Source organism: uncultured Roseobacter sp. (genome assembly GCF_947493125.1).
In the GTDB taxonomy this organism is placed as follows: domain Bacteria; phylum Pseudomonadota; class Alphaproteobacteria; order Rhodobacterales; family Rhodobacteraceae; genus Roseobacter.
On sequence record NZ_CANLQB010000006.1, the window covers coordinates 1 to 23,907 of the forward strand.

The 23,907-nt window shown below is 60.7% G+C and carries 24 protein-coding genes; 16 read left to right on the forward strand and 8 right to left on the reverse strand.

Annotated elements, in window-relative coordinates:
* The first annotated feature begins 250 nt into the window (after positions 1-250).
* Positions 251-1,048 (forward strand): hypothetical protein, encoded by a 798-nt coding sequence (locus tag Q1A71_RS13665; protein WP_299677073.1) that lies wholly within the window; start codon positions 251-253, stop codon positions 1,046-1,048.
* A 263-nt stretch (positions 1,049-1,311) separates the two neighbouring features.
* On the opposite strand, the gene Q1A71_RS13670 is transcribed toward Q1A71_RS13665, so the two are convergent.
* Positions 1,312-2,601: an alpha/beta hydrolase gene (locus Q1A71_RS13670; RefSeq protein ID WP_299677076.1), complete on the reverse strand. Its 1,290-nt coding sequence runs from the start codon at positions 2,599-2,601 to the stop codon at positions 1,312-1,314.
* Positions 2,602-2,703: 102 nt separating this feature from the next.
* Positions 2,704-3,618, reverse strand: a complete 915-nt coding sequence (locus tag Q1A71_RS13675; RefSeq protein WP_299677080.1) for a LysR family transcriptional regulator — start codon at positions 3,616-3,618, stop codon at positions 2,704-2,706.
* A gap of 478 nt (positions 3,619-4,096) precedes the next feature.
* Here Q1A71_RS13675 and Q1A71_RS13680 point away from each other — a divergent pair, with 478 nt between their 5' ends.
* The 3 genes from Q1A71_RS13680 to Q1A71_RS13690 are packed head-to-tail and all read left to right on the forward strand — an operon-like array spanning position 4,097 to position 7,275.
* Complete coding sequence (locus Q1A71_RS13680; protein WP_299677083.1) at positions 4,097-4,723, forward strand: glutathione S-transferase family protein; 627 nt, start codon at positions 4,097-4,099, stop codon at positions 4,721-4,723.
* Positions 4,724-4,782: 59 nt separating this feature from the next.
* The gene (locus Q1A71_RS13685) at positions 4,783-6,438 is read left to right on the forward strand and encodes a pyridoxamine 5'-phosphate oxidase family protein (protein WP_299677086.1); all 1,656 of its coding nucleotides are present in this window, start codon (positions 4,783-4,785) and stop codon (positions 6,436-6,438) included.
* Between the two features lie 57 nt (positions 6,439-6,495).
* Entirely contained in the window at positions 6,496-7,275 is a 780-nt protein-coding gene (locus Q1A71_RS13690; RefSeq protein WP_299677089.1) for an MOSC domain-containing protein, read from the forward strand.
* Between the two features lie 81 nt (positions 7,276-7,356).
* Here Q1A71_RS13690 and Q1A71_RS13695 read toward each other — a convergent pair whose 3' ends face one another.
* Positions 7,357-7,773, reverse strand: a complete 417-nt coding sequence (locus Q1A71_RS13695) for a GFA family protein (RefSeq protein ID WP_299677092.1) — start codon at positions 7,771-7,773, stop codon at positions 7,357-7,359.
* A gap of 108 nt (positions 7,774-7,881) precedes the next feature.
* On the opposite strand from Q1A71_RS13695, the gene Q1A71_RS13700 reads away from it, so the two are divergent.
* On the forward strand, positions 7,882-8,604 hold the full coding sequence (locus tag Q1A71_RS13700) for a YafY family protein (RefSeq protein ID WP_299677095.1): 723 nt from the start codon (positions 7,882-7,884) through the stop codon (positions 8,602-8,604).
* Here the strand turns inward: Q1A71_RS13700 and Q1A71_RS13705 are convergent.
* Both Q1A71_RS13705 and Q1A71_RS13710 read right to left on the reverse strand, forming a co-directional pair.
* On the reverse strand, positions 8,593-9,240 hold the full coding sequence (locus tag Q1A71_RS13705) for a methyltransferase domain-containing protein (protein ID WP_299677098.1): 648 nt from the start codon (positions 9,238-9,240) through the stop codon (positions 8,593-8,595). The two genes, Q1A71_RS13700 and Q1A71_RS13705, sit on opposite strands and share 12 nt — an antisense overlap.
* A complete protein-coding gene (locus tag Q1A71_RS13710; RefSeq protein WP_299677101.1) occupies positions 9,237-9,644 on the reverse strand; it encodes a DUF6326 family protein in 408 nt (135 codons plus the stop codon). Before Q1A71_RS13710 ends, Q1A71_RS13705 begins: the two co-directional genes overlap by 4 nt.
* A 153-nt stretch (positions 9,645-9,797) precedes the next feature.
* Here Q1A71_RS13710 and Q1A71_RS13715 point away from each other — a divergent pair, with 153 nt between their 5' ends.
* Positions 9,798-10,703, forward strand: coding sequence for a LysR family transcriptional regulator (locus tag Q1A71_RS13715; protein ID WP_299677104.1), 906 nt, complete (start codon positions 9,798-9,800; stop codon positions 10,701-10,703).
* A 452-nt stretch (positions 10,704-11,155) separates the two neighbouring features.
* Positions 11,156-11,692: a shikimate kinase gene (locus tag Q1A71_RS13720; protein WP_299677107.1), complete on the forward strand. Its 537-nt coding sequence runs from the start codon at positions 11,156-11,158 to the stop codon at positions 11,690-11,692.
* A 137-nt stretch (positions 11,693-11,829) separates the two neighbouring features.
* Here Q1A71_RS13720 and Q1A71_RS13725 read toward each other — a convergent pair whose 3' ends face one another.
* Positions 11,830-15,183, reverse strand: coding sequence for a type ISP restriction/modification enzyme (locus tag Q1A71_RS13725; RefSeq protein ID WP_299677110.1), 3,354 nt, complete (start codon positions 15,181-15,183; stop codon positions 11,830-11,832).
* An 847-nt stretch (positions 15,184-16,030) separates the two neighbouring features.
* Here Q1A71_RS13725 and Q1A71_RS13730 point away from each other — a divergent pair.
* The 6 genes from Q1A71_RS13730 to ettA all read left to right on the forward strand — a co-directional run bounded on the left by Q1A71_RS13730 (position 16,031) and on the right by ettA (position 20,837).
* On the forward strand, positions 16,031-16,636 hold the full coding sequence (locus tag Q1A71_RS13730; protein ID WP_299677113.1) for a tyrosine-type recombinase/integrase: 606 nt from the start codon (positions 16,031-16,033) through the stop codon (positions 16,634-16,636).
* Positions 16,637-16,641: 5 nt separating this feature from the next.
* On the forward strand, positions 16,642-16,857 hold the full coding sequence (locus Q1A71_RS13735) for a WGR domain-containing protein (protein WP_299677116.1): 216 nt from the start codon (positions 16,642-16,644) through the stop codon (positions 16,855-16,857).
* Between the two features lie 322 nt (positions 16,858-17,179).
* Positions 17,180-17,845 (forward strand): hypothetical protein, encoded by a 666-nt coding sequence (locus Q1A71_RS13740; protein ID WP_299677119.1) that lies wholly within the window; start codon positions 17,180-17,182, stop codon positions 17,843-17,845.
* A 22-nt stretch (positions 17,846-17,867) separates the two neighbouring features.
* Positions 17,868-18,389 (forward strand): hypothetical protein, encoded by a 522-nt coding sequence (locus tag Q1A71_RS13745; protein ID WP_299677122.1) that lies wholly within the window; start codon positions 17,868-17,870, stop codon positions 18,387-18,389.
* Positions 18,390-18,435: 46 nt separating this feature from the next.
* Positions 18,436-18,930, forward strand: coding sequence for a hypothetical protein (locus Q1A71_RS13750; protein WP_299677125.1), 495 nt, complete (start codon positions 18,436-18,438; stop codon positions 18,928-18,930).
* 251 nt (positions 18,931-19,181) lie between these two features.
* Entirely contained in the window at positions 19,182-20,837 is a 1,656-nt protein-coding gene (gene ettA / locus Q1A71_RS13755; RefSeq protein WP_299677128.1) for an energy-dependent translational throttle protein EttA, read from the forward strand.
* Positions 20,838-21,078: 241 nt separating this feature from the next.
* Here the strand turns inward: ettA and Q1A71_RS13760 are convergent, their stop codons facing one another.
* Positions 21,079-21,492 carry a hypothetical protein gene (locus tag Q1A71_RS13760; RefSeq protein ID WP_299677131.1) on the reverse strand — a complete coding sequence of 138 codons (414 nt, stop codon included), beginning with the start codon at positions 21,490-21,492 and terminating at the stop codon, positions 21,079-21,081.
* 361 nt (positions 21,493-21,853) lie between these two features.
* Here Q1A71_RS13760 and Q1A71_RS13765 point away from each other — a divergent pair, with 361 nt between their 5' ends.
* The 3 genes from Q1A71_RS13765 (at position 21,854) to Q1A71_RS13775 (ending at position 23,359) form a co-directional block, all read left to right on the forward strand.
* On the forward strand, positions 21,854-22,237 hold the full coding sequence (locus Q1A71_RS13765; RefSeq protein ID WP_299677134.1) for a hypothetical protein: 384 nt from the start codon (positions 21,854-21,856) through the stop codon (positions 22,235-22,237).
* Between the two features lie 19 nt (positions 22,238-22,256).
* A complete protein-coding gene (cutA, locus tag Q1A71_RS13770; protein WP_299677137.1) occupies positions 22,257-22,574 on the forward strand; it encodes a divalent-cation tolerance protein CutA in 318 nt (105 codons plus the stop codon).
* 119 nt (positions 22,575-22,693) lie between these two features.
* Complete coding sequence (locus Q1A71_RS13775; protein ID WP_299677140.1) at positions 22,694-23,359, forward strand: hypothetical protein; 666 nt, start codon at positions 22,694-22,696, stop codon at positions 23,357-23,359.
* Positions 23,360-23,362: 3 nt separating this feature from the next.
* On the opposite strand, the gene Q1A71_RS13780 is transcribed toward Q1A71_RS13775, so the two are convergent.
* Complete coding sequence (locus Q1A71_RS13780) at positions 23,363-23,740, reverse strand: BrnA antitoxin family protein (RefSeq protein WP_299677142.1); 378 nt, start codon at positions 23,738-23,740, stop codon at positions 23,363-23,365.
* Positions 23,741-23,907: the final 167 nt, after the last annotated feature.

Genomic DNA, 23,907 nt, shown 5'->3' on the forward strand with positions numbered 1-23,907 from the left:
TTTGGTCGCTTGTTGGCCATGTCTTTCCTCCGCTTTCCTAAACATAGCGGAGGACCACTCAAGTGGGGGAAGACCAGGTCAGCTTTAGCTTCGAGATGGCAAACGGCCGCTTTCACAAGACGGAATTACAGGCCGAACAAAACTTATGAACGTCAGAGACAGTCGCATTGATCATTGTAGATTGTCTGGAAGAACTGTAAAACTTCAACGTATCCACGTGGTAGTTCATCCAGTAATTTCCGGAAACCATATGACAACCTTTGAACTTCTAGTAGGCTTTGCGACTATTGGTTCATTTGCGATAGCGTTCCTTAGTTTTCGAGCTTCCAAAACCCCCAAAGCGGAACCAATTGATGCAGAGGGTCGTACTACGGTAGGTAGTGATGTTCCACCTCAAGACGTAGGCGAGCTAGATTTTGCGTCAGAAAGTCCAGTTACACCAATACCGGTCGGCGTCACTCTCGGAGACAAAGTGGTCATCGTGCCGGGATTTCAGCAAAGGCTATTCACTCACGCCGGTCGTCCTGATGAGGAGATTTGGTGGGGCAAGGAGTATTCTTGGATCAAGAGAGGACAGGTGATCGGACGATATCATATGACGATTCCGAACTCGAATGAAGATTACTTCCGCCACTTCATGGGCAAAAAGGAAAAGTCGGTAGATGTTCGATCACCTGTAAGTGGCTTGATCCTCCATTCGCACTTTAATGATTTTATCCATTGGCCTGAACAGGAAAATGCACCCGAGGAATTGCCTATTGCTGCATTTGCAATTTTGGTTCCAGATGATGAACCTAAGCCGGATAGCGCTGAACACATGTTTGGGGATTTGATAAGGTTCATGATGGACAATAAAGGCCCCTTGTTTAGACATTCACCATATTGGTCATTGGAACCAATGGACGATGAGTTGTTTGAACAACTTATAGAAATGCAAAAAAATGCAACGTGTCTAGTGACCAACGCTATGCCGCGTTACCAAGACTACCTCGAAGAAGCTCGCACAAAGTACCCATACTTAAGACCTTATCTCAAACACCTTCTTTGATTGCCAGGCTCGATATAGCTTTGAAAGCATCGAGATATGACAGATGAAATGACGCCCCAGTGTATGGCGAATGCGTGCCCAAATAGACTCTAGCTCAATTCTCAACAAAGCCGACGTTAGCGCTGAGCGCCGCGTTGGTCGCTCCGGCCTCGTTGCATATATTCGTCACGTCATCCACGAACGGCTGGTTTTGCATTTAGATCAATGTCGTGACGGAAAAATCAATAGGCCCGCGGTCTCACGGCAGCGCCTTCAGCCCTCCCTCAGCGATCACTGCCCTCAACCCGCAACAGATCCGGCAGCCGCTCCAGCGGATAATTCGGATGCAACTGCCAGAACCCGTCCTCGCCCAGCTCCAGCGGGCGCAGCGTGCCGCCCGGGAACGCGCGCGTCCTCAGCGCCAGCACGATGTCCGACAGCACCGCCGGGTTGTCCCGGAAATAGGAATGCCCCCGCCCGCGCACCTGCTCCACGCGAATGAAATGCACAAGCTCCGACTTGCGGAGCTGCTCGATCTCCTCCACCAGCACCTCGTCGGGCGTGATCGAGCCCAGCCGCGGCACATTGGTCAGGATCGAGGAAAGCCGCAACGCGCCGTCGCTGGGGTTCACATAGACATTGATCTGCTCGAAGGCCTCCGACACCCGCTCGGTCTGCAGCCGCTGCTCCACCACGCCGATGTCCAGATCCGCCGCCGCCAGAATGAGCGTGCCGCCCTTCATTGCCGTCTTCGGATGCACCCCGCGCCCGCGATGATAGATCACCAGCTCGCGCAGCGCGGTCGACATCACATCCGTGCCGCGCGAATGCGCCACGATGTCGATGTCCTCCAGCTCCGGGATCTCGGCCAGCAGCCGCAGGAACTCCTTGGCGTGATAGACGCTGAAATCCCCCGCCTCCCGGTCGCGGAAATAGCTCAGCAGCCCGGAATTGCCCGCAGGCCAGGTGAAGGCGATGGGAATGCTGCTGCGCCCCTCGTAATGCCAGAGGTTGGCCAGAGTCGCCATGGCGCGGTCGAAATCATTGCGCACCCCATGGGTGAAGATCAGCACCCGGCGGTTGCCGGTGCGCGCGATCTCGGCGCGGATGGCGTCCTGAAACGCGCGCCCGCCCGCCTCGTATGCACTCAAAGCACCCGGCTCGAAGATCAGCGCGCCCGCCTCGCGCCGCGTGCGCAGCGGCACGTCGGTGAAGCGCACCAGCTCGCCCGCCTCCTGCACCGCCAGCTCCGAGATCCGCCGCCCGCCGTCAATCGAGGTGCGCGCCACCAGATCGTCCCAATCCTGCGCCCCGAACTGCACACGCACCGCGCCCAGCGCCATGGAATTCGACCGTTCCGTGCCATAGACCAGCTTGCCCGCGGTCTCCTCCGGCGCCCGGTCGGTCACATAGAACATCAGCGGCGAGACGTTGCGCAGCACCTCCGGCACCTGATCGACCGGATAGTTGCGCCCCTCCAGATACAGATTGGGCGGCGGTGCCAGCATCACCTCCCGCACCGCGCAGCCCGCCAGCAGCAGGACCAGCCCCGCCAACACCATGATGATCCGCACCCTGCCCGCCCCGCTGCTGCTTCCTGTCCCTCCAGCGCTAACACGGGCCGGTGAAAAGTCAAATCACAGCCTGCGCCCAAAGGCCGATCGCCGCCGCCGCGCTCAGGGGTCGGCGCGCGCGGCCTGCAACGCCGGCATCGCCCGCAAACGCTCCGCCGCAAAGTCGATGAAGCTGCGCACCTTCGCCGCCGCGCGCCGCCCCTCCACATGCACCAGATGGACAGGCAGCGGCGCTGGCGCATGGGCATCCAGCACGGTCCGCAGCGTCCCGGCCTCAAGGTCCGGCCCGATCTGATAGGACAGTACCTGGCAGAGCCCCCAGCCCTGCCGCGCCACCTCGATCCCCGCGGCCACGCTGCCCAGCACCAGCCGGGGCCGGATGCGCACCGCGCGGGTCCCCTCACGCCCGAACCGCCAATCCCGATCCGGCGTGTTGGGCGAGGCTGAAACGAGTTGATGCTCCCGCAGGTCCTCCAGGCGTGTCGGGGCGCCATGCCGCGCCAGATAGGCGGGCGCCCCGCAGATCACCCGGCGGACCGACCCCACCCGCACCGCCGACAGCCCCGAGGACGGCAAGGCGCCGATGCGCACCGCAATATCGAACCCCTCCTCGACCATGTTCACAATCCGGTCGACGACCACCACCTCCACCGTCACATCCGGATAGGTGTCGAGATAGGCGGTCAGGATCGGCGTGACATAGATCCGTCCGAACTCATGCGAGCAGGTGATCCGCAGCCTGCCCACCGGGTTGGCAGCCGCCCCCGCGGCCGCATCATTGGCCGCCCGGAAATGGGAGAGGATGCTGCGCGCGTCGTCCAGATAGGCCGCGCCCACTTCGGTGAGGCGCACCGTGCGGGTGGTCCGGGTGAAGAGACGCGCGCCGAGCCGCTCTTCCAGGCCGCTGATCCCGCGCGTCACCGAGGGCGCGCTCAGACCGACGCTGCGCGCGCCCCCGGCAAAGCTCTCCGCTTCGGCCACCGCCACGAAGACCTCCAGCGATTGAATGCGATCCATGAGCCCACCTCCGATTGCCACCAAAACGCAGAATAATCGCCTTTGAAAGCGGCGTGGTGTTCAGATCCACGCAGCGATGTCGCCGGAAAGACCCCGCACCCCCCAACCCGGGGGCAGGGCCGGACCACCCACGACCATGGGCGCCGATCCCACACCGCCCGGGGGTCGGGTCCGCCCGCCAGCTTATCATAATTATTCCGTATTTCAAAATAATGACTTTCCACTTTCCACTATTACCCCTTTCGACAAAACGCAATAGATCTGTCGCATCCCCAGGCGCCCCGCCCCGCCGACCACTTCAACAGGACCCAGACCATGCACAGCGCCCCACCTCGGACCCAAAGGTCACCAGACGATGTCAAGCACAGCCCGCTCCGCCTCGGCCCCCAAAGCACCCACCTCACGGCAGCCCGCCGCAGCCCGACGCCCTCCCCGGCCCGGCGCCTGACCCTTTGCCACTGAACCCAGGACACGCCCAATGACCCCTCCGATCAAACTCTACCGCACCCCGAAATCCGGCCACTGCCACCGGGCCGAACTGATGCTGTCCCTCCTCGGCCTGCCTTACGAGACCGTCGACCTCGACATGGCAGGGGGCGCGCACAAGGCGCCCGACTTCCTCCGGATCAGCCCGTTCGGCCTCGTCCCCGCCATCGACGATGACGGTCACACGCTGGCCGACAGCACCGCGATCCTCGTCTATCTGGTGCAGACCTATGCGCCCGGCAGCCACTGGATGCCCGCCGCCCCGACAGACGCCGCCGAGGTGCAGCGCTGGCTGACGGTGGCCGCCGACAACATCTATTCCGGTCCCTGCGCCGCGCGGCTGGTCACGCTCTTCGGTGCGCCGCTGGATCACGCCGGCGCCATCGCCAGGGCCCACGCCCTCTTTGCGGTGATGGAGGCACATCTCGACGGGCGCGACTGGCTCGCCACGCAGAGCATCACCATCGCGGATGTGGCAGGCTACAGCTACATCGCCCATGCCCCCGAAGGCGGCGTCGACCTGACCCGCTATCCCAACCTGCGCGCCTGGCTGCAGCGGATCGAAGCACAGCCGGGCTTTGTCGCCATGGCCCCGTCCCCCATTCCTGCGCTGGCCTGAGCCGCCCCGCGGGCCGGGCGGTCTCCTCCCCCGGCCCGCCCTTTCGAGAGGACCGACAGATGTCAAAGATGGACCCGACCATGCCCTTTCACGACGGTGAACTGCAAGCGCAGGCGCGCGCGGGTGTCGGCGATGTGGCGCAATGGGCCGGCGGGTTCATCCGCGACCACCTGCCCGAGCAGCACCGCAGCTTTCACAGCGCCCTGCCCTTCCTCGTGATCTCCGGCGGCGATGCGGATGGCCGCACCTGGGTCACCCTGCTCGACGGGCCCGACGGCTTCATCACCGCACCCGACCCGCGCCAGATCACCCTGAACACGACACTGGATCCGGCGGATCCTCTGGCCGCCGCCCTCACCGCCGGTACCGACATCGGCGCGCTGGGGATCGACCTCGCCACCCGGCGCCGCAACCGCTTCAGCGGCCACATGGCCCGCACTGCCACAGGCCTCGCCATCGCCATCCGCCAGAGCTTCGGCAACTGCCCGCAATACATCCACGCGCGCGCCTGGGCCCGTGTGCCGCGCGGCACCCCCCGCCCCGCGACACACGGCACCGCGCTGTCCCCCGCGCAGATCGCCCGCATCCGTGCGGCGGACACAATGTTCATCGGCTCCGGCCATCCGGGCGACGCGCAGGCCGCCTCCACCGGATACGATGCCTCCCACCGCGGCGGCGCGCCCGGCTTCGTGCATGTAGCCAGCCCGACCCGCCTGCAGATCCCCGACTATGCGGGCAACAACTTCTTCAACACCATCGGCAACATCCTCTGCAATCCCCGCATCGGCCTCGTTTTCGTGGATTTCGACACCGGCGGCCTGCTACACCTCTCGGGCCGCGCCCGCATCGACTGGGACCCGCGCAACGCCAAGGACCCGGACGCCTGGCGCGCCATCGACGTGGAGATCGACGCGGTGATCGACCGCCCCGGTGCCGTCGGCCTGCGGTGGGCGCGGCAGGATCACCTCACCCGCCGCCTGCGGCTGGCCGGACGCAGGATTGAGACCGACGAGATCACCTCCTTCGTCTTCGAACCGCTGGACGGCCGCCCCCTCGCCCCCTTCAAGGCCGGCCAACACCTGCCCGTCGAGGTGCAGATCCCCAGTCAGAGCACCCCCGCCAAGCGCAGCTATTCGCTCTCCGGCGCACCGGGCGACACCGGCCAGTACCGCCTCAGCGTCAAACGCGAGGCAAAGGGCCAGGTCTCCCGCCTCCTGCACGACCGGCTGCAATTGGGCGACGTGATCGACGCGCACCCCCCGGCGGGCGACTTCGTGATCCCCTGCAGCCACTGCCCCCTGGTGCTCGTCAGCGCGGGGGTCGGCCTCACACCCATGGTCTCCATGCTGCACGCCACCGCCGGGCAGGACCGCCCGGTCTGGTTCGTGCACGGCGCCCGCAATGGACGCGCCCATGCGCTGCGGGCGGAGGTCGACCACCTCTTGGCGCGCCATGACACGCTGCAGCGCTACAGGGTCTACAGCCGCCCGGACGCCTCCGATATCCTCGGGACGGACTACGACGCCCCGGGCCGCCTGACCGCCGATCACCTGCGCGCCCTCGAGGCCGGACCTGAGGCGCACTACATGCTCTGCGGCCCCGCAGGCTTCCTCGCCGACATCCGCAGCGGGCTCGAGGCCGCGGGCGTTCCCGCCGCGCAGATCCACTTCGAAACCTTCGGCCCCCACGGCCCATCCGGCGCGCGGCACGGCTGACAGAACCCGCGCCCGCAGGCTATAGGAAGATCCACCGAGCAGACAGGAGCCCCCGCCATGCCCGCATGCACCCTCACCCGCCTCAGCCGCTATCCGGTCAAGGGCCTCAGCGCCGAGGCGCTGCAAACCGTGACGCTCCACCCCGGCGACGGTCTTCCGGGCGACCGGCTCTACGGCTTTGCCCGCTATAACGCCGGCTTCGACCCCACCGCCCCCCGGCCCCTGCCCAAGGACCGCTTCGTCGTCCTGCTGACCCAGGCAGCGCTGGCCGGGCTGCAGACCCGCTTCGATCCGCAGACCCTGACGCTCACATGGGTCACCGGCGGCCACCGCGCGACCTTCGACATGGCCACAGCCGAGGGCCGGGCCGAGGCCGCCGCGACGCTGCACCGCCTGCTCGATCTTGCCGACCCGGAGCCCCCCGTTTTCGTCTCCGCCGCACCGCACCGCTTCACGGATGTCTCCGTGGTCTCACCGCAGATGATGAATGCCGTTTCCGTGCTCAACCTCGCCTCGGTCCGCGCGCTAGAGGAGCGCTGGGAGACGCCGGTGCACCCCGCCCGGTTCCGCGCCAACATCGAGATCGACGGGCTGCCTGCCTTCGCCGAACTCGACAGCATCGGCGCCACGCTGCGCTTCGGCGATGCCGAGCTGCGCCTGCTGTCCCGCACCAAACGCTGCGCCGCCACCGAGGTGAACCCAGAGACGGCGGAGCGGGACCTCAAGCTGCCCTATCAGCTGCGCCGGGATCTCGGCCATATGGATATGGGCGTCTACGCGGAGGTCGTGACCGGCGGCACACTCGCCGTCGGCCAAACCGGGCAACTGACCGCGTAACAGCGCGACCGTCACGGCAGGCAAATCCGGCCCCCCCTCACGGCGCGTACCATCCGGCGCGCCCCTCCAAACGCACCCGCCTCAGTCCGGCAGCACCTGCGCCAGATCGGGCGCCCCCTCGAACCGCGGGGCCGTGTCCGGCGCCGTCGCCCAGGCCGGGGCCTCCGCCGTGAATTCCTCGAACCCGATGCGGATGCCCGGATCATCGTCGAGACACTGCGCATTGATCGGAAACGAGGTCTCCGACGACAGCGGCTCGCCAAGAGACGTCCCGCACCTGCCGCAGAACGAACGCGCGAAGGTATAGGGCGGCACCGGCGCCACCGTGTCGATCTCCTCCGCACCGCTCAGCAGCCTGAACTGCGCCTGCGTCACGAACACGATATCGGAGGTCCCCAGCTTCCGGCATCGGGTGCAATGACAGCGCCCCATGAGCGCGGGCGCGCCTTCGATCACAAAGCGGACCGCACCGCAGAGGCAGCTTCCCCTGATCTCCATGATGATCTCCTTGCCTGGCCTGTGTTGCACCGTCTTACCGCTCTACTGCTGACAGCGTGTTGTCAGCATGGTGTCAGTACGACTACCCTTGCACCAGCGGAGGGCATCATGCGACGGGGCGACCGGCTGTTCGAGATCATCGAAATCCTGCGGCGCGCCCGCGGGCCCCTCTCCGCCGAGCTGATCGGCGCCGAACTGGCGGTCACCAAGCGCACCGTCTACCGCGACATGGCGGCCCTGATGGCGCAGGGCGTCCCGATCCAGGGCGAGGCGGGCGTCGGCTACGTGCTCGAGGCCGGGTTCCACATGCCGCCGCTGATGCTGACGTCGGATGAAATCGAAGCCGCCGTGCTCGGCGCGCAGTGGGTCGAGACCCGGGGAGAGCCGGAGCTGGCCCGCGCCGCGCGGGCGCTGATCGCCAAGATCGAGGCGGTCGCCCCCAGCAGGTTCCAGACGTCCTTCGTCGATCCCGCGGTCAGCGTCGCGCCCGTCGACCCGCAAGAAGAGGCGCTGGACGCCGCCGCGATCCGACGCGCCATCCGACGCCGCCACAAGATCCGGCTGACCTATCGCGACAGCCACGGTGCGGCGACCGAGCGGGTGATCTGGCCGATCCTGCTCGGCTACCGCGACGCGGGGCGGATCGTGGCCGCCTGGTGCGAGTTGCGGCAGGCGTTTCGCTACTTTCGCACCGAGCGCATCGGCCGCGCCGAGGTGCTCGACGACAGGATCCCCCGCCGCATGGACCTGCTGAAGGCCGACTGGCGCGCCGCCATGGCGGCCGAGCGGCACCGTCTGCAGGCCCGCCCGCCGCAAAGCTCACCGCGGTGAGCCCGGCACCCGGCGCGCCACGACCATCGCGGCAGGCCCGGCCAGCGGCACCGATCTGACCTCGAAGCTCCCCTGCGCCGCGATCGTCCGGGCGACGCCCCGCACGCTCAGGAACCGCCCCGTGCCGCGACGGGTCAGGCTGCGCCGGATCATCCAGTCCGCCACGCCCCGGTCCGGCCTCTGCGCGCAGAAGGCAACACAGAGCAGCCCGCCGCCACGCAGCACCCGCGCCATCTCCACGATCGCCGCCGCAGGCTCCGCCACCGTCTCCAGTGCCCAGGCGCAGGTTACGATATCGAACGTCTCCGCGCCAAACGGCAGCGCCTCCAACCGGCCATGCACCCGCTCGCAGGGAATATCGGCGCAGCGCCGCAGCATCTCGCGCGACGGGTCGAGCAGCGTCAGATCCGCCGCGCAGCCGTCGGCCAGAAGCCGGCGGGCAAAGGCCCCGGTGCCGCAGCCCGCATCGAGCAGCGCCTGCCCCGGCCCCAGGGCCGCCCGCACCGCTGCCTCCAGAGCCGCCTGCGCCTCCCCGCCCGCCCGGCGCAGCCAGCGATGATGCAACCGGTCGTAAACCGGCGCCAGACGATCATAGAGCGGCACCAGATCGGCCCGCCCCGCCTCCAGCACCGTCATCGCACCGCCTCCGCGGTCGCCGCATCGGCGGGCCAGCGCCAGGCGCTCCAGACGATGGCCGCCATGGCGCCCAGCTGCAGCGCCAGATGATAGAGATCGTCCAGATCCCGCGGCGCCAGCGGCACCATCGTCACCGTCGTCAGCGCCGCCGCCAGGCCGGTCAGCGGCCGCAGCACCCTGCGCACCAACACCAGCGACGCGAGCACCATGCCAATCGGCACCGACACCACAATCCCGCCAAGCAGCATCAGCTCCTCGGTGATCGCCACCCCGTTGAACGATCCGTCCTGAAACGACTCCAGAAAGCCCGGCATCACGAACTGGTGGATGTCGCGGAACAGGATGTTGAGGAGGATGAAAAGCCAAAGGGCCGAAAGCCTGCTGTGTCTGTCGATCTGTCTCATGGGTCGGCCTTTCCTGAACATGGTCATCGGAGCTCACCGCCCCAACCCCGCCGCGAGACCACACCGGGCGGCCTCGCAATGTCCGGGGGGTCTTAGCTCTGCGCTGATCCCCGGGTAATTGCCTAAATTCGGACATCAGCTATACATCCACGCATGAACTGGGCGGCGATCTCCTTTGACTGGAACCAGGTGCGGGCCTTCCTCGCCACCGCCGAGGAAGGCTCGTTCAGCGGCGCGGCCCGGGTGCTGAAGACCAGCCAACCCACCATCGGGCGTCAGATCTCCGAGCTCGAGCAGACCCTCGGCGTCACCCTGGTCGAGCGCAGCACCCGCCGCCCCACGCTGACCGAAGCCGGGCGCGACCTGCTGGACCACGTGCGCGCCATGGGGGATGCGGCCTCGCTGATCTCCATGTCCGCCACCGCGCATTCCGAAGCGGTCTCCGGCGTGGTGACGGTCACCGCGACCGACCTGATGTCCGCCCGGGCGCTGCCGGGGCTGCTCGCCCCGCTGCGCGACAGCACGCCGGGCCTGCGCGTGAACATCCTCGCCTCCAACGACCTGCAGAACATCCTCAAGCGCGAGGCCGATATCGCCATCCGCCACGTGCGCCCGGACCAGCCCGAGCTGATCGCCCGCCACGTCGGCGATTTTCGCGCCGGGCTCTACGCGTCCCGCACCTATCTCGACCGGGCGGGCCGCCCGCAGACCCCGCGCGAGGTGGCCGACCATGCCTTCATCGGCAACCCCGACCCGGTGCGTCTGATGGCGCCGATGCACAACCTCGGCATTCCGCTGCGCCCGGAGAACTTCGTGATGACAAGCGAAAACGGCGTGGTGGTCTGGGAGCTGATGCGCGCCCACCTCGGCATCACCGTGCTGCCCGAAGCGCTCTGCGCGGCCGACCCGGCGCTGGAACGGGTGCTGCCGGAGCTTCCGCCCTTCCAGTTCCCGATCTGGCTGGTCACCCACCGCGAGCTGCAGACCAGCCGCCGCATCCGGATCGTCTTCGACCAGCTCGCGCGCGGCGTCCGCGCCATGGATATGGTGATCACCTGAGACGCCGCATGGACGGGATGAGTGCAACTGTCCAGAGAGAGGTTTGGCGGCGGCGCCAGCATCACCTCCCGCACCGCACCCCCAGCACGAAGGCCAACGCCGCCCAGCCCGTGATGATCCTCCGCCACCCGCCCCCATTGCCCGTTCAGCGCTGACCTGCGTGAAGCAAACGTCAAACCACCGCTTGGCCGAAAGCGGCCCGCCGTCGCAAAGCTCCCGTCTCACAGGCCCCGGGGTCGCCGCACGTTCTCATGACAGCAAGGCGCCGTCCCCAAAAAGACCGACGGTCGACCGCTATCAGCCCTAAGGAGACATTCGTTTGATGGCGCGTCTGGCGGGTCGGCGGGACTTAGCGACGTTGCTCGACTATCCATTGGAATTGCTTAAGAAGAGTGACAACAGAATTAAATTTGGCTGACATTGGTGGGTGAACTGTGAAAATAGGTGTCATCGTGACCGGACTGCCCGCAAGCGGTAAAACGACCATCGCTCGCGTTATAGCAAATGCCCTTTCATTCGATTTGATAGACAAGGATGACTTCCTTGAAGGTTTGTACGAACAGAATGACGTCCGTACTTGGGAAGACCGTAAAGACCTTAGTCGGCAAAGCGATGCTCTGTTCCAAGACGCAGGGAAAAAGTTAGGTTCTGCAGTACTGGTTTCGCATTGGAAACCTCTTACGGGCGGCGGTGATAGCGGCACCGCGACAGACTGGCTCAAGGGTACGTATGCGCCATTAATTGAAGTCAATTGCATTTGCCCATCTGATATTGCGTTAAGTAGATTTTTGACGCGTAAGAGGCATCCTAGTCACTTTGATAAACAGCGCGACCCGATTAAGTTGGCTCAACGATTGAGGGGCTTGGAGAGTGGATATCCTCTTGGGATTGGCCCAGTATTAAAGGTGCGCACCGATACTAAGGTGAACCAAAAAGAAATCGTTGATAAAGTACGTCTGATGCTCAGAGAAGATCCGCTGAGTGCATGAAACAAGGGGCTCTGAGCCGTCATCTGACTGTTTTGGTCGGTTGTCGGCAGGCAGCCCCGAAGCGGACATTGCTGAAAGGCACGGCCACCACATATAAGGGGCTTATGCGCCTAAATCCGTCGTGGCGTTCGCTCTAATCAAAACGCGAGTTCATCCTGACGGTCATCCCCTGCGCGGGTCGTGGCGGCGCTATCATCATCAAAAACGCCGTCGGCCCGCAGCAACTCGGCGTCAATGAGGGGGCCGGAACAGATACGCTCCAAGAGGTCAGCTTGGTCGGCCTCCAAGGTGGTCAACAGCGTCAAAACGTGAAGCAGGTTGATAAGGTCTTCGGTGTAAGACGCGGGCCAGCGGTCGGGTCGGATTTGTTCCAGCGGTGATGGAGGGCGACGGTCGCCAATTACGGGACGGCTGCGGTCTAGGCGGCGGTAACTGAACCACTGCTCAATGATGTTTTTGCCGGATACCTCGTAGGCCCTCACCTCGGGGGTCACATTGTCGATGAATCCTTCGCCCACATAAAGGCGGCGCGCCGTGTCGTCATAACGCAACTCGTTGGGGAACTTGTCAGCGTCCGCTGGGATGGCTCCACCTCTTGGGACGGTGGGTCCATCTGCGGCCCGTGGCGCACCTGCTGGGCGGTCGTTCGCGGGGTCGGTGAAGCGTTCGCCGTAGGTGTGAAGCCAGACCACTCGCTTGCCGATTTCGACAGCCTCTTGGAACAGGTCGTAGCGGGCGGTCAGGGGAATACGCAAACCGGGTTGGATAAGGTCGGGCTGGAACCGTTCGGTGTAGGCCGGATTGGCGGCAACTGCGGCGATGTAGGACAGCATATCGGGGGCCGCTACCGGGTTAGAGAGGCCGCGCGTGAGCGCTGCCAGAAATGCGGGGCGGATGTTGGGCTGGCTGGCGGCACTATCTGCCCAAAGAGGAAACACACGACCGCCTCTACCGTGGTAATGATTTAAGTCTGGGATATCTTTTGAGAACGAGCATGCTGGTCCATTGATTGGCGTAACATCCCTTGTCGCAGTGAGGAAAATCTGATCACTGCTGTTCGTTTCCCAAAGCGTGGGGTTCGCCTGATTGATTAAGCGACCGTCGGGAATAATCCACTGACGGTCCAAAGTCCGCATTGCGAAACGTGTTGGCCTTATTGCCGTTTGGGTATCTGCGCGCACAGATTGGCTTCTAAAAGTATGGCCAGCCAATCCGCTACGCAGTTCCTTATCAATGTGTTTGTCGCCGGGTCTTCCATTTCTCATATGGGGAAAAAATAGTTCAGCCTGCTCGTTCACGTCTCTGACCGATTTTAATGAATCCCACCTGTCATTCAGAGACTGGGCATCTGGAGAGATTACCCAAGTCCGACCGGGCATAACGCCAGATCCGTCCCACAAGAAAATGTCTTCAATTGGTGCCCCGGCACCCCAAACACCTTGTCCAGCAGGCAAGAACGGCGCTCGAATTTGATTGGGGCATATGTCCCAACTTGAGTCATCCAAAGTTATTGCCGCCAAGGCTTCAAATTTCTGCTCCCGATGTGCGGCGGGTAAACGGCGATATCTGACTTGGGCAGGTCCGTCAGAACCTTCGTTGCTATTCCTCGAAGCAATTACAATACAAACGGGTTGTTGGACGCCCTGAAATATTCTGCTGTTGACCGGTGGCTGGTGACCTTCAGGCGTGGCGTCGACAACCCATATCTCATCCGCGTCCCTTCGTAAGTCTGCTCTCATCTTCTGAAAACCGGGACCATTCAAGAAACCCGCCGCTGTAATAAAGCAGACGACCCCTCTACGGTCAGTTCGTAGAGCCTCGTCGGCCTCAGGTGGAATTCCGAAGACTTTCCAAGTCGCCCACCGCCAAAAGTAAACATAGAGGTTTTTTAAGTGTTTTAGATGCGGGCCCGCCCTCCATTCCTGTGGAGTATTCCAGTCTGCTAACGGACCTGTTTCACCTGTGCGACCGTTTTCGACCCATCCTCCTCTTCCCCTTGCTTTGTCCTTATAAGGTGGGTTGCCGATTACAACGGTTATCGGCTCTTCTCCTTTGATGCGGTTGGCCTCCTCATAACTGGTGGTCAAGGGGGCAAAGAGAGATGGCAAACGGGCTCGGGCTTCTTCGGGGTCGGAGAGCGTATCCGTAACAAACAGACGGGGGTGAATTTGGGTGCTTTCGGTGAGTTCCACCAATTCGCTCAACAGACGAAGTTGGGCTACGACAAAGGGGCCGAACTGTAACTCGAAACCAATAAGGCGGCGGGCCATCGCCTCCATCACGCCGGGAACCGCGCCCGCGCCAAGGTCAGCCTCAACCTGCCTTGCGATGTGGCGCAGGATACCCAGCAGATAGGTGCCCGTGCCCACGGCTGGGTCAATGACCGTCACTTCGTCGGCTCGGTAACCACCCGGCAGAGCAAAGCGGGAGGGGTGGCGCAGAATGTCATCGGTCAGGCGCACCATCGCCCGGACCACTTCGGGCGGGGTGTAATATGAACCTGTCTGCTTGCGAAGTTTGTTGTCGTAGGTTTCGAGAAAGAACTCGTAAAAATAGAGCCAAGCGTCGTCATCGCCGCGCGACACGGTCGCCCAATCTACCGCGTCTAGAACGCGGGTGAGCGATTTGAGAGAGGTCGCAAGGGTGTCAGGATTGGAGGTCAAAAAACCAAGGGCGGTACCGATCAATGAATCCGTTGATCTCAAATCGCGGGCCGCGTGGTCGATGCCATCGGCCAGCGATACGCCCCTCGCACGGGCCATCAGGAGGCCGAAAACGACCGCTTGAGCGTAGCCGTCTGCGAATTGTTTGTCGTCGGCCTCTGGGAACAGGATTTGCCGCCAATCGGCCCGTAGCGCGGCGACCTCGGAGTCGTCGGCTTCCAGCCTTTCCATTGTCTCATCGCGGAGCAGGCGGCACAGCCGGGCAGATATGCGGGCCAGTTCACGAGCGTTGCGCGGGCTGGTGGGCGTCCAGGTGAGGAAGTTGTTGAATATGGACACAAGGTCCGCTGAACCACCTAGACCGCCCCCAGCGGTCCTTATATCGCCGTTGAGGCGTACTATGCCAGAGCCGCTTGGTGCCTCTTGGAGTTCGCCATCGTGCCAGACAGAAAACTCGTTGCCGTCCGTGTAGATGAGATTAGGGAGGGCTTTTAGTTTCTCCCACTGCTTCTTGTCGTGTGCGTCAGTAAAGCGGCGGGGGTCGGCCCCCTTTCCGGGGGCTTTGATTTCGACGAAACCTATGAGGTCAGAACCTGAGCCACGCTGTCTCATAACAGCATAGTCTGGCCGGATAGCCAAATCAGGCATAGGCGTTTCTGGAACAAGAAAGATGTCGGATGGGCCAAGGCCACACTGTTCGGCCAACCCCGGAAACAAGATTTCCAGAGGGCTACGAAGTTGCTCTTCGGGATTGCCAGAAACAACCGACGAAAGGCGGCGCTGCGCTTCAATGCCGAAGCGTGAAAGTAAGTCCTCAAAATCCGGCACTGCTCAACCTTTAGTTTTCCCCATAAGTACACCGCTGTTCTTCGAGCAAGCAATCCTATTGTTGAATTGCGAGATGCTGACAATGCAGACCCGCTTGGTGCGTCTGTCATGACATTTTGGGCGCACCGCTGAAGCTAGTAAAATCAAAGCGATAGGGCGGTGCACAAATCTGGTACAGGTGGAAAGCAGGTTAGTCCCAAGCACCGCAAACAGTTGTTCCGGTAGGAGATTCAAAGCAGCACCAACCCGTTAGGTCGGGTTTGATGTAGCAACTGTTATCTAGTCGAGTGGCCCCAACACTTCCACATCCAGTGCCAGAAACCAAACAAGCTAGTGACGGCTGCGCATTACCGCTACAAATCGTCATAAGCTCCCCTTTTCCACCATCTTCACAGAAAGTGGGATCAATAGAATAGGTTTGTGTCCCGTTGTCAGAAGGTTTGGCAGAAATTATCCCCTCACATCGTTCGGAGGTTTCACAAACGGAAATGGCGTTTGAAATTCGTTCGATCAGAGGCTGTTGTGCTAGAAGTGGCGATGAGCCAATCAAGAGTGTTATACCTAAGATCGGAAGTTTTAAAAAGCACTTCAAGTAAAATCTCCTTACTATAAAGAACAGAAAGTCTCTGTGAGCATATCATGGAAATTGACTGCAGGAAAACTGGCTTGGCTGGACCGACTGTGGCGCGTCTTGGCTGCACAACAAAAGGCCAATTTTTCCCAATCAGCACAATTTAACACTATGCGTAATAGTGTTAAATGACTTAGACCTCCGCCCTGTGGATCGATAGGGAAGGGGGCTTGTTTCTGCTTCGCTATTTAACAGCTTTCATACATACTGTTAAACATGAGTGAAATGCGCCTCTACGATACTGCCGGGAACCGTCTCTATCTGAACGCCGAAGAGCGCGCGGCGTTCCTTGATGTCGCACGCAAACAACCCGCTCGGGACCGGACCATTTGCGAAACTTTGCACTTTACCGGGTGCCGCGCGTCTGAGCTGTTGGAAATCACGCCTGCGCGGGTTGATTTGCCAGGCGGTACTATCGCGCTGCGCAGTCTGAAGAAGCGCAAAGATGCCTCGGGTGCGCCAAGGATCATCTACCGGACTGTCCCGGTGCCTGCTGAGTACTTGGACACACTCAACACCGCTCATGGCATTCGCGAGGCGCAGCACTCAAAGAAACAAGCCAACGCGCCAATCTGGCCGATCAGTCGCGTGCGTGTTTGGCAGATTGTAAAAGCCATCATGATCGAGGCCGGGATACCCGATGCGCCGCAGCGCAGTCCCAAGGGCTTGCGCCATGGGTTCGGCATCAATGCAACGGTGAACGGCATTCCTTTGCACATGCTGCAAAAGTGGATGGGGCATGCGCAGCTCTCAACAACAGTGGTCTATGCCGACGCGGTTGGCAAAGAAGAGCAAGACATCGCAGCCAGGATGTGGGGGTAGGGGCTATGCATCTGACCAAGACGGAACCACAGGGAAACGTATTTCGTTTCTACCGCATGGAGATCGTGCGTGGTTTGTTCGGTGACTGGGGTCTTGTCCGGAACTGGGGTCGCATCGGCAGCTCTGGCCAGGTGCGGACCGACTGGTTCGAGACAGAAATAGCCGCAAAAGATGCAAGGTTTGATCTGCACATGCAGAAGGCCAAGCGTGGGTATGAGTAGGGCCACGCGCGTGTTGCGCAAACTTGTTGCCCAAAACCCGAATTCTGCAACATAATTATGAGCTTAGCCGCAAACTGCGCTATGATGCGCAATGGACCGTTTTAAAGACGACGTAACCCGCAGGGCAATTAGCAAATGCTCGAGCTTGACCGAGTCATCTTATTTGTGCGAGCATAGAAACGTTTTCATCTACTAATTTTATATAAGCCAACTGGCAGTCGTACCGATGAGAAGGCCAAACAAACTTTTACGCTTATTGCATGTTGCAGCGCTACTTGGAGTTATTTGCGTCTCAATTGGAAGTCCAGCCCAAGCATCTGTTTTGGACACTATTGGACACCGTCTTGAAGATCCAATTGGAGCGGAAGACGCAATGCGGATGGCGGCTCAAATACTTGAGCGCGCACGTTATCACGCCGATGTATTGATCGCCAATGCCGATGAAAAAGTCTTGGGGTATATAGCACGATTGGAGTCACAAGTCGCTGATCTGAAGGTTTATGTCAGCGAAGAAATTGATGACCTAGTGTTGGAGGTTGACCAAGTGCTCTCGGATCGGCTTAACGATCTGGCTAAGCTGGAAGCGGAGTTTGTTGCGGACACGCGCGAACTCGTTCGCTGTTCCGTTGCAGAGTCCGCACAAACCGTGAAACAGTCAATCGCGGACGTCCTAAATGACCTTGGCAAGCGGGAACCAAGCCTCACGATATTTGGGTTTGTCGTTGCTGAGGTCGAGATTCAAGCAAGTAACATCGCAAGCCCGATAGAAGGCTGGGAAGAAATGGTGCGGGCATATGAAGAAATACTAGCCGAAATTGGCGAGAATGGCGATATGTTTAAAGCCGCTGGGATAATGGATGAGATTGATCGGGAATCCGAGATTGCCAGATGTTTCTATCGTGAAAACGGCACATCGTGGACCCGTATTTTTCTTGTACAAATGGAATACAGACGCAGATCAAAGGTATGGAGTAGGTTAATTTTTTGATCGTCGATTAGAGGAAAAGACAATGAGAAATTTTGTTGTTGCTGTGTCGTTGTTGAGCTTGTTTGGGTCGGCCAATCTGGCGTCAGCACAGGTAACCGTTTTGGATGCGGCGCAGCGAGCAGCCGATGCGGCTGAACGTGCAGCGGCAATCGTCCCCAAGGGGGCTGTTATGGCCTTCAATTTAGAAGGCTGCCCAACCGGATGGCTGCCGCTAAGTCAAGCGCATGGTAGGGTCATTGTTGGCGTTGGCGAAGGAAATCGCGATGAAAAAGACAAACTTTTGACAAGCCGTGCCCTTGGAGATGTAGGTGGTGTCGAAAGCCACATACTTACCGAGAATGAGATGCCTATCCACACCCATATATTCACAGGTGGTTCCGTAACCAAAGGCGGCAACCATGGTGTTGGGAGAGTGTTGGCGGTCGGAGATGGCGCAGGTCATGGAAACTATACCCCCACAGGGACCAATTCAAGCTACGGAGGAAGCGGCGCGCATCCCAACATGCCTCCGTTTCTTAGCTTATTGATCTGCGAAAAAACGTAGTTTGATGGTATTTTCCGCGCCGCATTACGGCCAAAGGAGAAAAATAATGGTTTTCAAAAGTATAGTTCGTTCATCGGCAGGTTTGGCTCTCACCGTTGTATTTTCTCAGTTGGCTTATGCGCAAGGCCCTTTACTGGCATCCAAGACGGTTGCGCAGTGGGGAGGACATGAAACGCGGACTCGGTGCGTGAAGGAAGCAAAGACAAATGGGTTCAAATGCGATGGGCTTCGGTGCGAAAGAAAGGAATGGAAAACGTGCGTCGGCACCGCGACAGAATTCAAACAGCATAGGGTCGTAGCATACCTGTATGGTCCAGATAGTATCTCAAACCCTGAAGAACAACTCAAAGACATTGCGGATGCTTGCTTAACTGCGGGCCTTGTTGCTGCAGGGGTTCCTGCGTTGGCCGCGTCAGTAATTGATCTATCGACCGAAGTTTTTTTGGTTGCCGTTGAAACGTGTTTAGAAACCCAAAATGTGCTCGCTGAAATTGTGGCTCCGGGATTTGAAGTAACAATTGAAGAAGATAGTTTCTGGTAAATGTATCACGCCCACTAAAGAGCTACAAAAACAACATAATGAACCTTCTGGCGCGTGTGAACGACAGCTGCGGCAGTCATTGAGGCGGTCGGACTTTGCAACTTTGCAATGTCGGCTTCCTGCGCAAAGCCCCATGGCGCGCCCACCACGTAACACCCACGGCCCCTGCACCGCATCCCGCATTGCTCCTGCCGGGCCGCTTCGCTATCACTCCGGAAACAACTCTCCACAACAGATACTCGGAGCATCCCATGGCCGCCTATCAATACGTCTATCACATGTCCGGCGTCTCCAAGACCTACCCGGGCGGCAAGAAGTGTTTCGAGAACATTCACCTGAACTTCCTGCCCGGCGTGAAGATCGGTGTCGTCGGCGTGAACGGCGCCGGTAAATCCACGCTGATGAAGATCATGGCCGGTCTCGACACCGAGTTTCAGGGCGAGGCCTGGTCCGCCGAGGGCGCCACCGTCGGCTACTTGCCGCAGGAGCCGAAACTCGACCCGAACCTCACCGTGCGCGAGAACGTGATGCTCGCCGTCGCCGACAAGAAGGCCATCCTCGACCGCTACAACGAGCTTGCCATGAATTACTCCGACGAGACCGCGGATGAGATGGCCAGGCTGCAAGACGACATCGACGCCCAGAACCTCTGGGATCTGGATGCCCAGATCGACGTCTCCATGGAGGCGCTGCGCTGCCCGCCCGACGACGCCGACGTGACCAAGCTCTCGGGCGGTGAAGCCCGGCGCGTCGCGCTCTGCAAGCTCCTGCTCGAAGCGCCCGACATGCTGCTGCTCGACGAGCCCACCAACCACCTCGACGCCGAAACCATCGCCTGGCTGCAACAGCACCTCATCGACTACAAGGGCACGATCCTGATCGTCACCCACGACCGCTATTTCCTCGACGACATCACCGGCTGGATCCTTGAACTCGACCGCGGCCGCGGCATCCCCTACGAGGGCAACTACTCCGCCTGGCTCGAACAGAAGGCCAAGCGCCTCGAGCAGGAAGCGCGCGAGGACAAGTCCCGCCAGAAGACCCTCGAACGCGAGCTCGAATGGATGCGCCAGGGCGCCAAGGCCCGGCAGGCCAAGTCCAAGGCCCGGATCAACGCCTACAACGAACTCGCCGACCAATCCGAGCGCGAAAAGCTCGCCCGCGCGCAGATCGTCATCCCCACCGGCCAGCGCCTCGGCTCCAAGGTGATCGACGTCACCGGTCTGCAAAAGGCCATGGGCGACAAGCTCCTGGTCGAAGGCCTCGACTTCTCCCTGCCCCCCGGTGGCATCGTCGGCGTGATCGGCCCCAACGGTGCGGGCAAATCCACGCTCTTCAAGATGCTCACCGGGCAGGAACAGCCCGACGCCGGCGCCATCGAGATCGGCGACACGGTCGATCTGGCCTACGTCGACCAGTCCCGCGACGACCTCGGCGCCGATGAGACCGTCTGGGAGGCCATCTCAGGCGGCGCCGAACTCATCCAGCTGGGCGACGCCGAGGTGAACTCCCGCGCCTATTGCTCGTCCTTCAACTTCAAGGGCGGCGATCAGCAGAAGAAGGTGGGCCTGCTCTCAGGCGGCGAGCGCAACCGCGTGCACATGGCGCGCCTTTTGAAATCCGGTGGCAACGTGCTGCTGCTCGACGAGCCCACCAACGACCTCGACGTCGAAACCCTGCGCGCCCTGGAGGACGCACTCGTCGATTTCGCCGGCTGCGCCGTGGTCATCAGCCACGACCGGTTCTTCCTCGACCGCATCTGCACCCACATCCTCGCCTTCGAAGGCGAAGCCCACGTGGAATGGTTCGAAGGCAACTTCGAGGACTACGAGGAGGACAAGAAGCGGAGATTGGGAGCAGATGCCCTCGAACCCAAACGACTAAAACACAAAAAATTCGTTCGGTAGAACGGAGTTTTTGTGTTTACGTTTGGGTTCGAGGAGTGAGCGGCAGCGGGTGCGAAGCACCTGCGTGCGCACCCGTTGCAATTTGAGCGCTTTTATAAGGAGCCCAAGCGGTTGAAGCACAAAAAGTTTGTGCGTTGACGCTGAATATTACTGACGCAAAAACCAAATGGCACTACGCACCTATGTACGCATACCTCTAGTCATATCAGACCTGTGGTTCCACCATAAGCGCCGCACTAGGCTACTCAGGCAGAGCGGTCCCATCAAAATTCAGCTGCTTGCCAAGAGAGAGATTGTCTAAAGATTTCAAACTATCAATCAACTCAATAGCTTGGTCGGCCTGCTCAGACCTTACAATTTCCAAGACCTGGCTTCGCAAAACCATATCTTCTAGCTGATTTGTCCGGTCTTGATAGTAAGCGTATATCGCCCAAACGGCTCCAACACTACCTAGAAGGACTGCGATAAGTCCCGCTAAACTACTAACAACGCCAAAGTATCCCAAAAGCGTGTTCTTCTGGATCTCATAGGACTTATTCGGCGCAGTAGTCTCGATGCGATCCAATCTTGACGAAAGATCCAATATCGATTGATGCAAAATGTGTAGGTCGACTTCTTGTTGATCTTGAACTATTTTTTTTTTGTTCAGCCACAAATACGCCCGACCGTTTGAAATCAGAAATATCAATTATGTTGTATGTATTTGTAAGGTCAGTCAAGTCTGGTTAACTCGCGAGCCTTTTTGATTTACGGCGGCGAATCTACCTTGGGTTGTTTGGGTTAACAAAAGCTTAACGGCAGTGCCCAACTGGACTATTTGACCCTGGCGCCCTGCGGGTGTTGGGAAACAGTCTTATAGTCGTTCCCGGAAAGCGACTGATGCCGGAGAGGGCAATAGCCCCTGTGGAGTCGCCGCCGCCGTCGCACCAAAGGTGCGCGGGCAAAAGCATTTTTTGGGCGTTTCGATGATTTCGTGTATACTGACCCGTATTGAATGACCAATCGGAGACATTGAAATGAAAGCTATTGCTGTCACTACGATAATCGCTGCGCTCATCTCGACGACTGTGGCGGTGGCCGAAACCAAGGGCGCGTTGAAGAACAAGCATCTGACAATGCTGATTGAAAACGGAATTACGCTCAAACTTGGTGGCGAAGGCCACGGATATGTCGGCAGCCTGAAACTGACCAAGGATGGTCGTGGCACGGGCAGCGCCAAAACGGATAGTGGTCGCACCATAAATATCGACGGGACATGGGCGGTCAAAGGAGACCAGTTCTGCCGCACATGGAAAGACCTGGATGAGGGCAAAGAGGTGTGCGAGACGTGGATATCCACCTCGCCTCGGTCGGTTGATGTGTACAAGGGCGATCAGAAGCTCGGCGTAAACTCATGGTAGCGGAAAGGGAGGGGCAGGGATGCCCATCATCGACATCCTCGTGAACTGCCCCACCGTCGAAACCGCCGACACCATCAGCGCCGCGCTGATCGCGCAGCGCCTCGTCGCCTGCTCGAACCGCTACCCGCCGATCCAGAGCGCCTACACCTGGCAAGGCAAGCTTGAGCAGGACGAGGAGCACCCGCTGCTCCTCAAAACCCGCGCCGACCTCGCGCAACAGGTCGAAGACGCCATCCGCGCCCTGCACCCCTATGAGGTGCCACCCATCCTCCGCACCGCCGTCGAGGCCAATGCGGACTACGAGGCCTGGGTCTACGACGTGACGCGCGACCCGTAAGACCCGCGCGTAGAGGCACCGCACCCAAACCTTTCACGGCAGAGTTGTTTCGACTCACCTGCGCTGCTAGGCTCCACCGCATTTAAAGCAAAGACATTTTCGACCGGGGGGCGAACGATATGGAGTCAGCTGAGGTTTCCTCTGCCGCGGGGATCTTTTTCGACAAGAGTTTTCTCGATTTTGTGGGCATCGCCGTCGTGGCGCCCATCATCGCCAGTATCATCGCCATCATCACCGCGCGGCTTGGCGTCACCGGGCGCATCCGGCGGCTGGAGCTGGCGGAGAAGCGGATCGAGGTCATCACCTCGCTGCTCTCCAAATCCGACATCGACGACGACATCCGCGCCCAGTTGCGCGCCCAGATGAACGACATCACCGCCGATATCATCTCCGAATACGGCGGCAGCACCGATGACGCCGTGCCGCTGCAGGAGCGCCTCGCGAAACAGCACGCCTCGACCAAATGGTCCGAACTGGCGCTGTGGAAGCGCTACCTCCTGCCCCCCTTCACCAAGAGCGCGCTCAGCTGGGTCTGCGGCATCTTCTATTACTTCGTGCTGCTCCTGATCTCGATCGTCGCGGTGGCCTTTGTTGTCGCCGTTGTCACCGGCAATACGATCCCGGAAGATTTCGAAATCGCGGCGGTCTTCTTCCCGCTCGCGTTCCTCTTCCTCTTCATCCCGCGCGCGGGCATGCGCCACGCCTACAACAACGCCCACGCGGGCCAGCTGGAGCGGCGGCGGGTCTCTGATCACACGATGACCGGGCCGCGCCGCGCGGCCTGAGGCTCAGTCGATCATCGGACCCCAGCCGGGGTGGGTGCCCGTCGCCTTTTCCGCGGCGAGCAGCGCCTGGCGCCGTTCGATCAGGCTGGTGCCCTCTTCCATCAGCCCCGCCATCTTCATCTGCAGCCACAGTTGCAGGATGCGGTTGATGCGCGCCTGATAGCCCTTGCCCATGCCCTGGAAGAGCTTGGCCACCGACTGGTCGAGATAGAGCGTCAGCTTTGCCTTGGGCTCATAACAGTCGATATCCGCCTCGACGGTGTGCCAGGCGTCGGGCATCTCGGCCCGCATCTCATCGAGCGGGAGCGTCGCTTCATCCTGCAGCCAGAGGTGATACATCAGGCGGCGGCGGGCGAGCCGTTCGGTCTTGGTCATCGGCATGGGCGGTCTCCTTTGCGGGGGCCAGCCTGCCACGCGGGAGTTAAGAGCGGCTGAGCACGCCGCGCGCTGCGCACCGACGTGATACCGACGTTATACCGACGCGATACAGATGCGGGACCGACGCAAAAAAGCGGGCCGGTGAAACACCGACCCGCCAGAGAAAGAGA

Coding starts and splice junctions, on each gene's coding strand:
- Q1A71_RS13675 (WP_299677080.1), bottom strand. CDS start 3,618: ATGGATCGCATTCAATCGCTGGAGGTCTTCGTGGCGGTGGCCGAAGCG.
- Q1A71_RS13665 (WP_299677073.1), top strand. CDS start 251: ATGACAACCTTTGAACTTCTAGTAGGCTTTGCGACTATTGGTTCATTT.
- Q1A71_RS13765 (WP_299677134.1), top strand. CDS start 21,854: ATGAAAGCTATTGCTGTCACTACGATAATCGCTGCGCTCATCTCGACG.
- Q1A71_RS13715 (WP_299677104.1), top strand. CDS start 9,798: ATGAACTGGGCGGCGATCTCCTTTGACTGGAACCAGGTGCGGGCCTTC.
- Q1A71_RS13695 (WP_299677092.1), bottom strand. CDS start 7,773: ATGGAGATCAGGGGAAGCTGCCTCTGCGGTGCGGTCCGCTTTGTGATC.
- ettA (WP_299677128.1), top strand. CDS start 19,182: ATGGCCGCCTATCAATACGTCTATCACATGTCCGGCGTCTCCAAGACC.
- Q1A71_RS13680 (WP_299677083.1), top strand. CDS start 4,097: ATGACCCCTCCGATCAAACTCTACCGCACCCCGAAATCCGGCCACTGC.
- Q1A71_RS13705 (WP_299677098.1), bottom strand. CDS start 9,240: ATGACGGTGCTGGAGGCGGGGCGGGCCGATCTGGTGCCGCTCTATGAT.
- Q1A71_RS13685 (WP_299677086.1), top strand. CDS start 4,783: ATGTCAAAGATGGACCCGACCATGCCCTTTCACGACGGTGAACTGCAA.
- Q1A71_RS13690 (WP_299677089.1), top strand. CDS start 6,496: ATGCCCGCATGCACCCTCACCCGCCTCAGCCGCTATCCGGTCAAGGGC.
- Q1A71_RS13745 (WP_299677122.1), top strand. CDS start 17,868: ATGAGAAATTTTGTTGTTGCTGTGTCGTTGTTGAGCTTGTTTGGGTCG.
- Q1A71_RS13735 (WP_299677116.1), top strand. CDS start 16,642: ATGCATCTGACCAAGACGGAACCACAGGGAAACGTATTTCGTTTCTAC.
- cutA (WP_299677137.1), top strand. CDS start 22,257: ATGCCCATCATCGACATCCTCGTGAACTGCCCCACCGTCGAAACCGCC.
- Q1A71_RS13710 (WP_299677101.1), bottom strand. CDS start 9,644: ATGAGACAGATCGACAGACACAGCAGGCTTTCGGCCCTTTGGCTTTTC.
- Q1A71_RS13700 (WP_299677095.1), top strand. CDS start 7,882: ATGCGACGGGGCGACCGGCTGTTCGAGATCATCGAAATCCTGCGGCGC.
- Q1A71_RS13780 (WP_299677142.1), bottom strand. CDS start 23,740: ATGCCGATGACCAAGACCGAACGGCTCGCCCGCCGCCGCCTGATGTAT.
- Q1A71_RS13750 (WP_299677125.1), top strand. CDS start 18,436: ATGGTTTTCAAAAGTATAGTTCGTTCATCGGCAGGTTTGGCTCTCACC.
- Q1A71_RS13730 (WP_299677113.1), top strand. CDS start 16,031: ATGAGTGAAATGCGCCTCTACGATACTGCCGGGAACCGTCTCTATCTG.
- Q1A71_RS13775 (WP_299677140.1), top strand. CDS start 22,694: ATGGAGTCAGCTGAGGTTTCCTCTGCCGCGGGGATCTTTTTCGACAAG.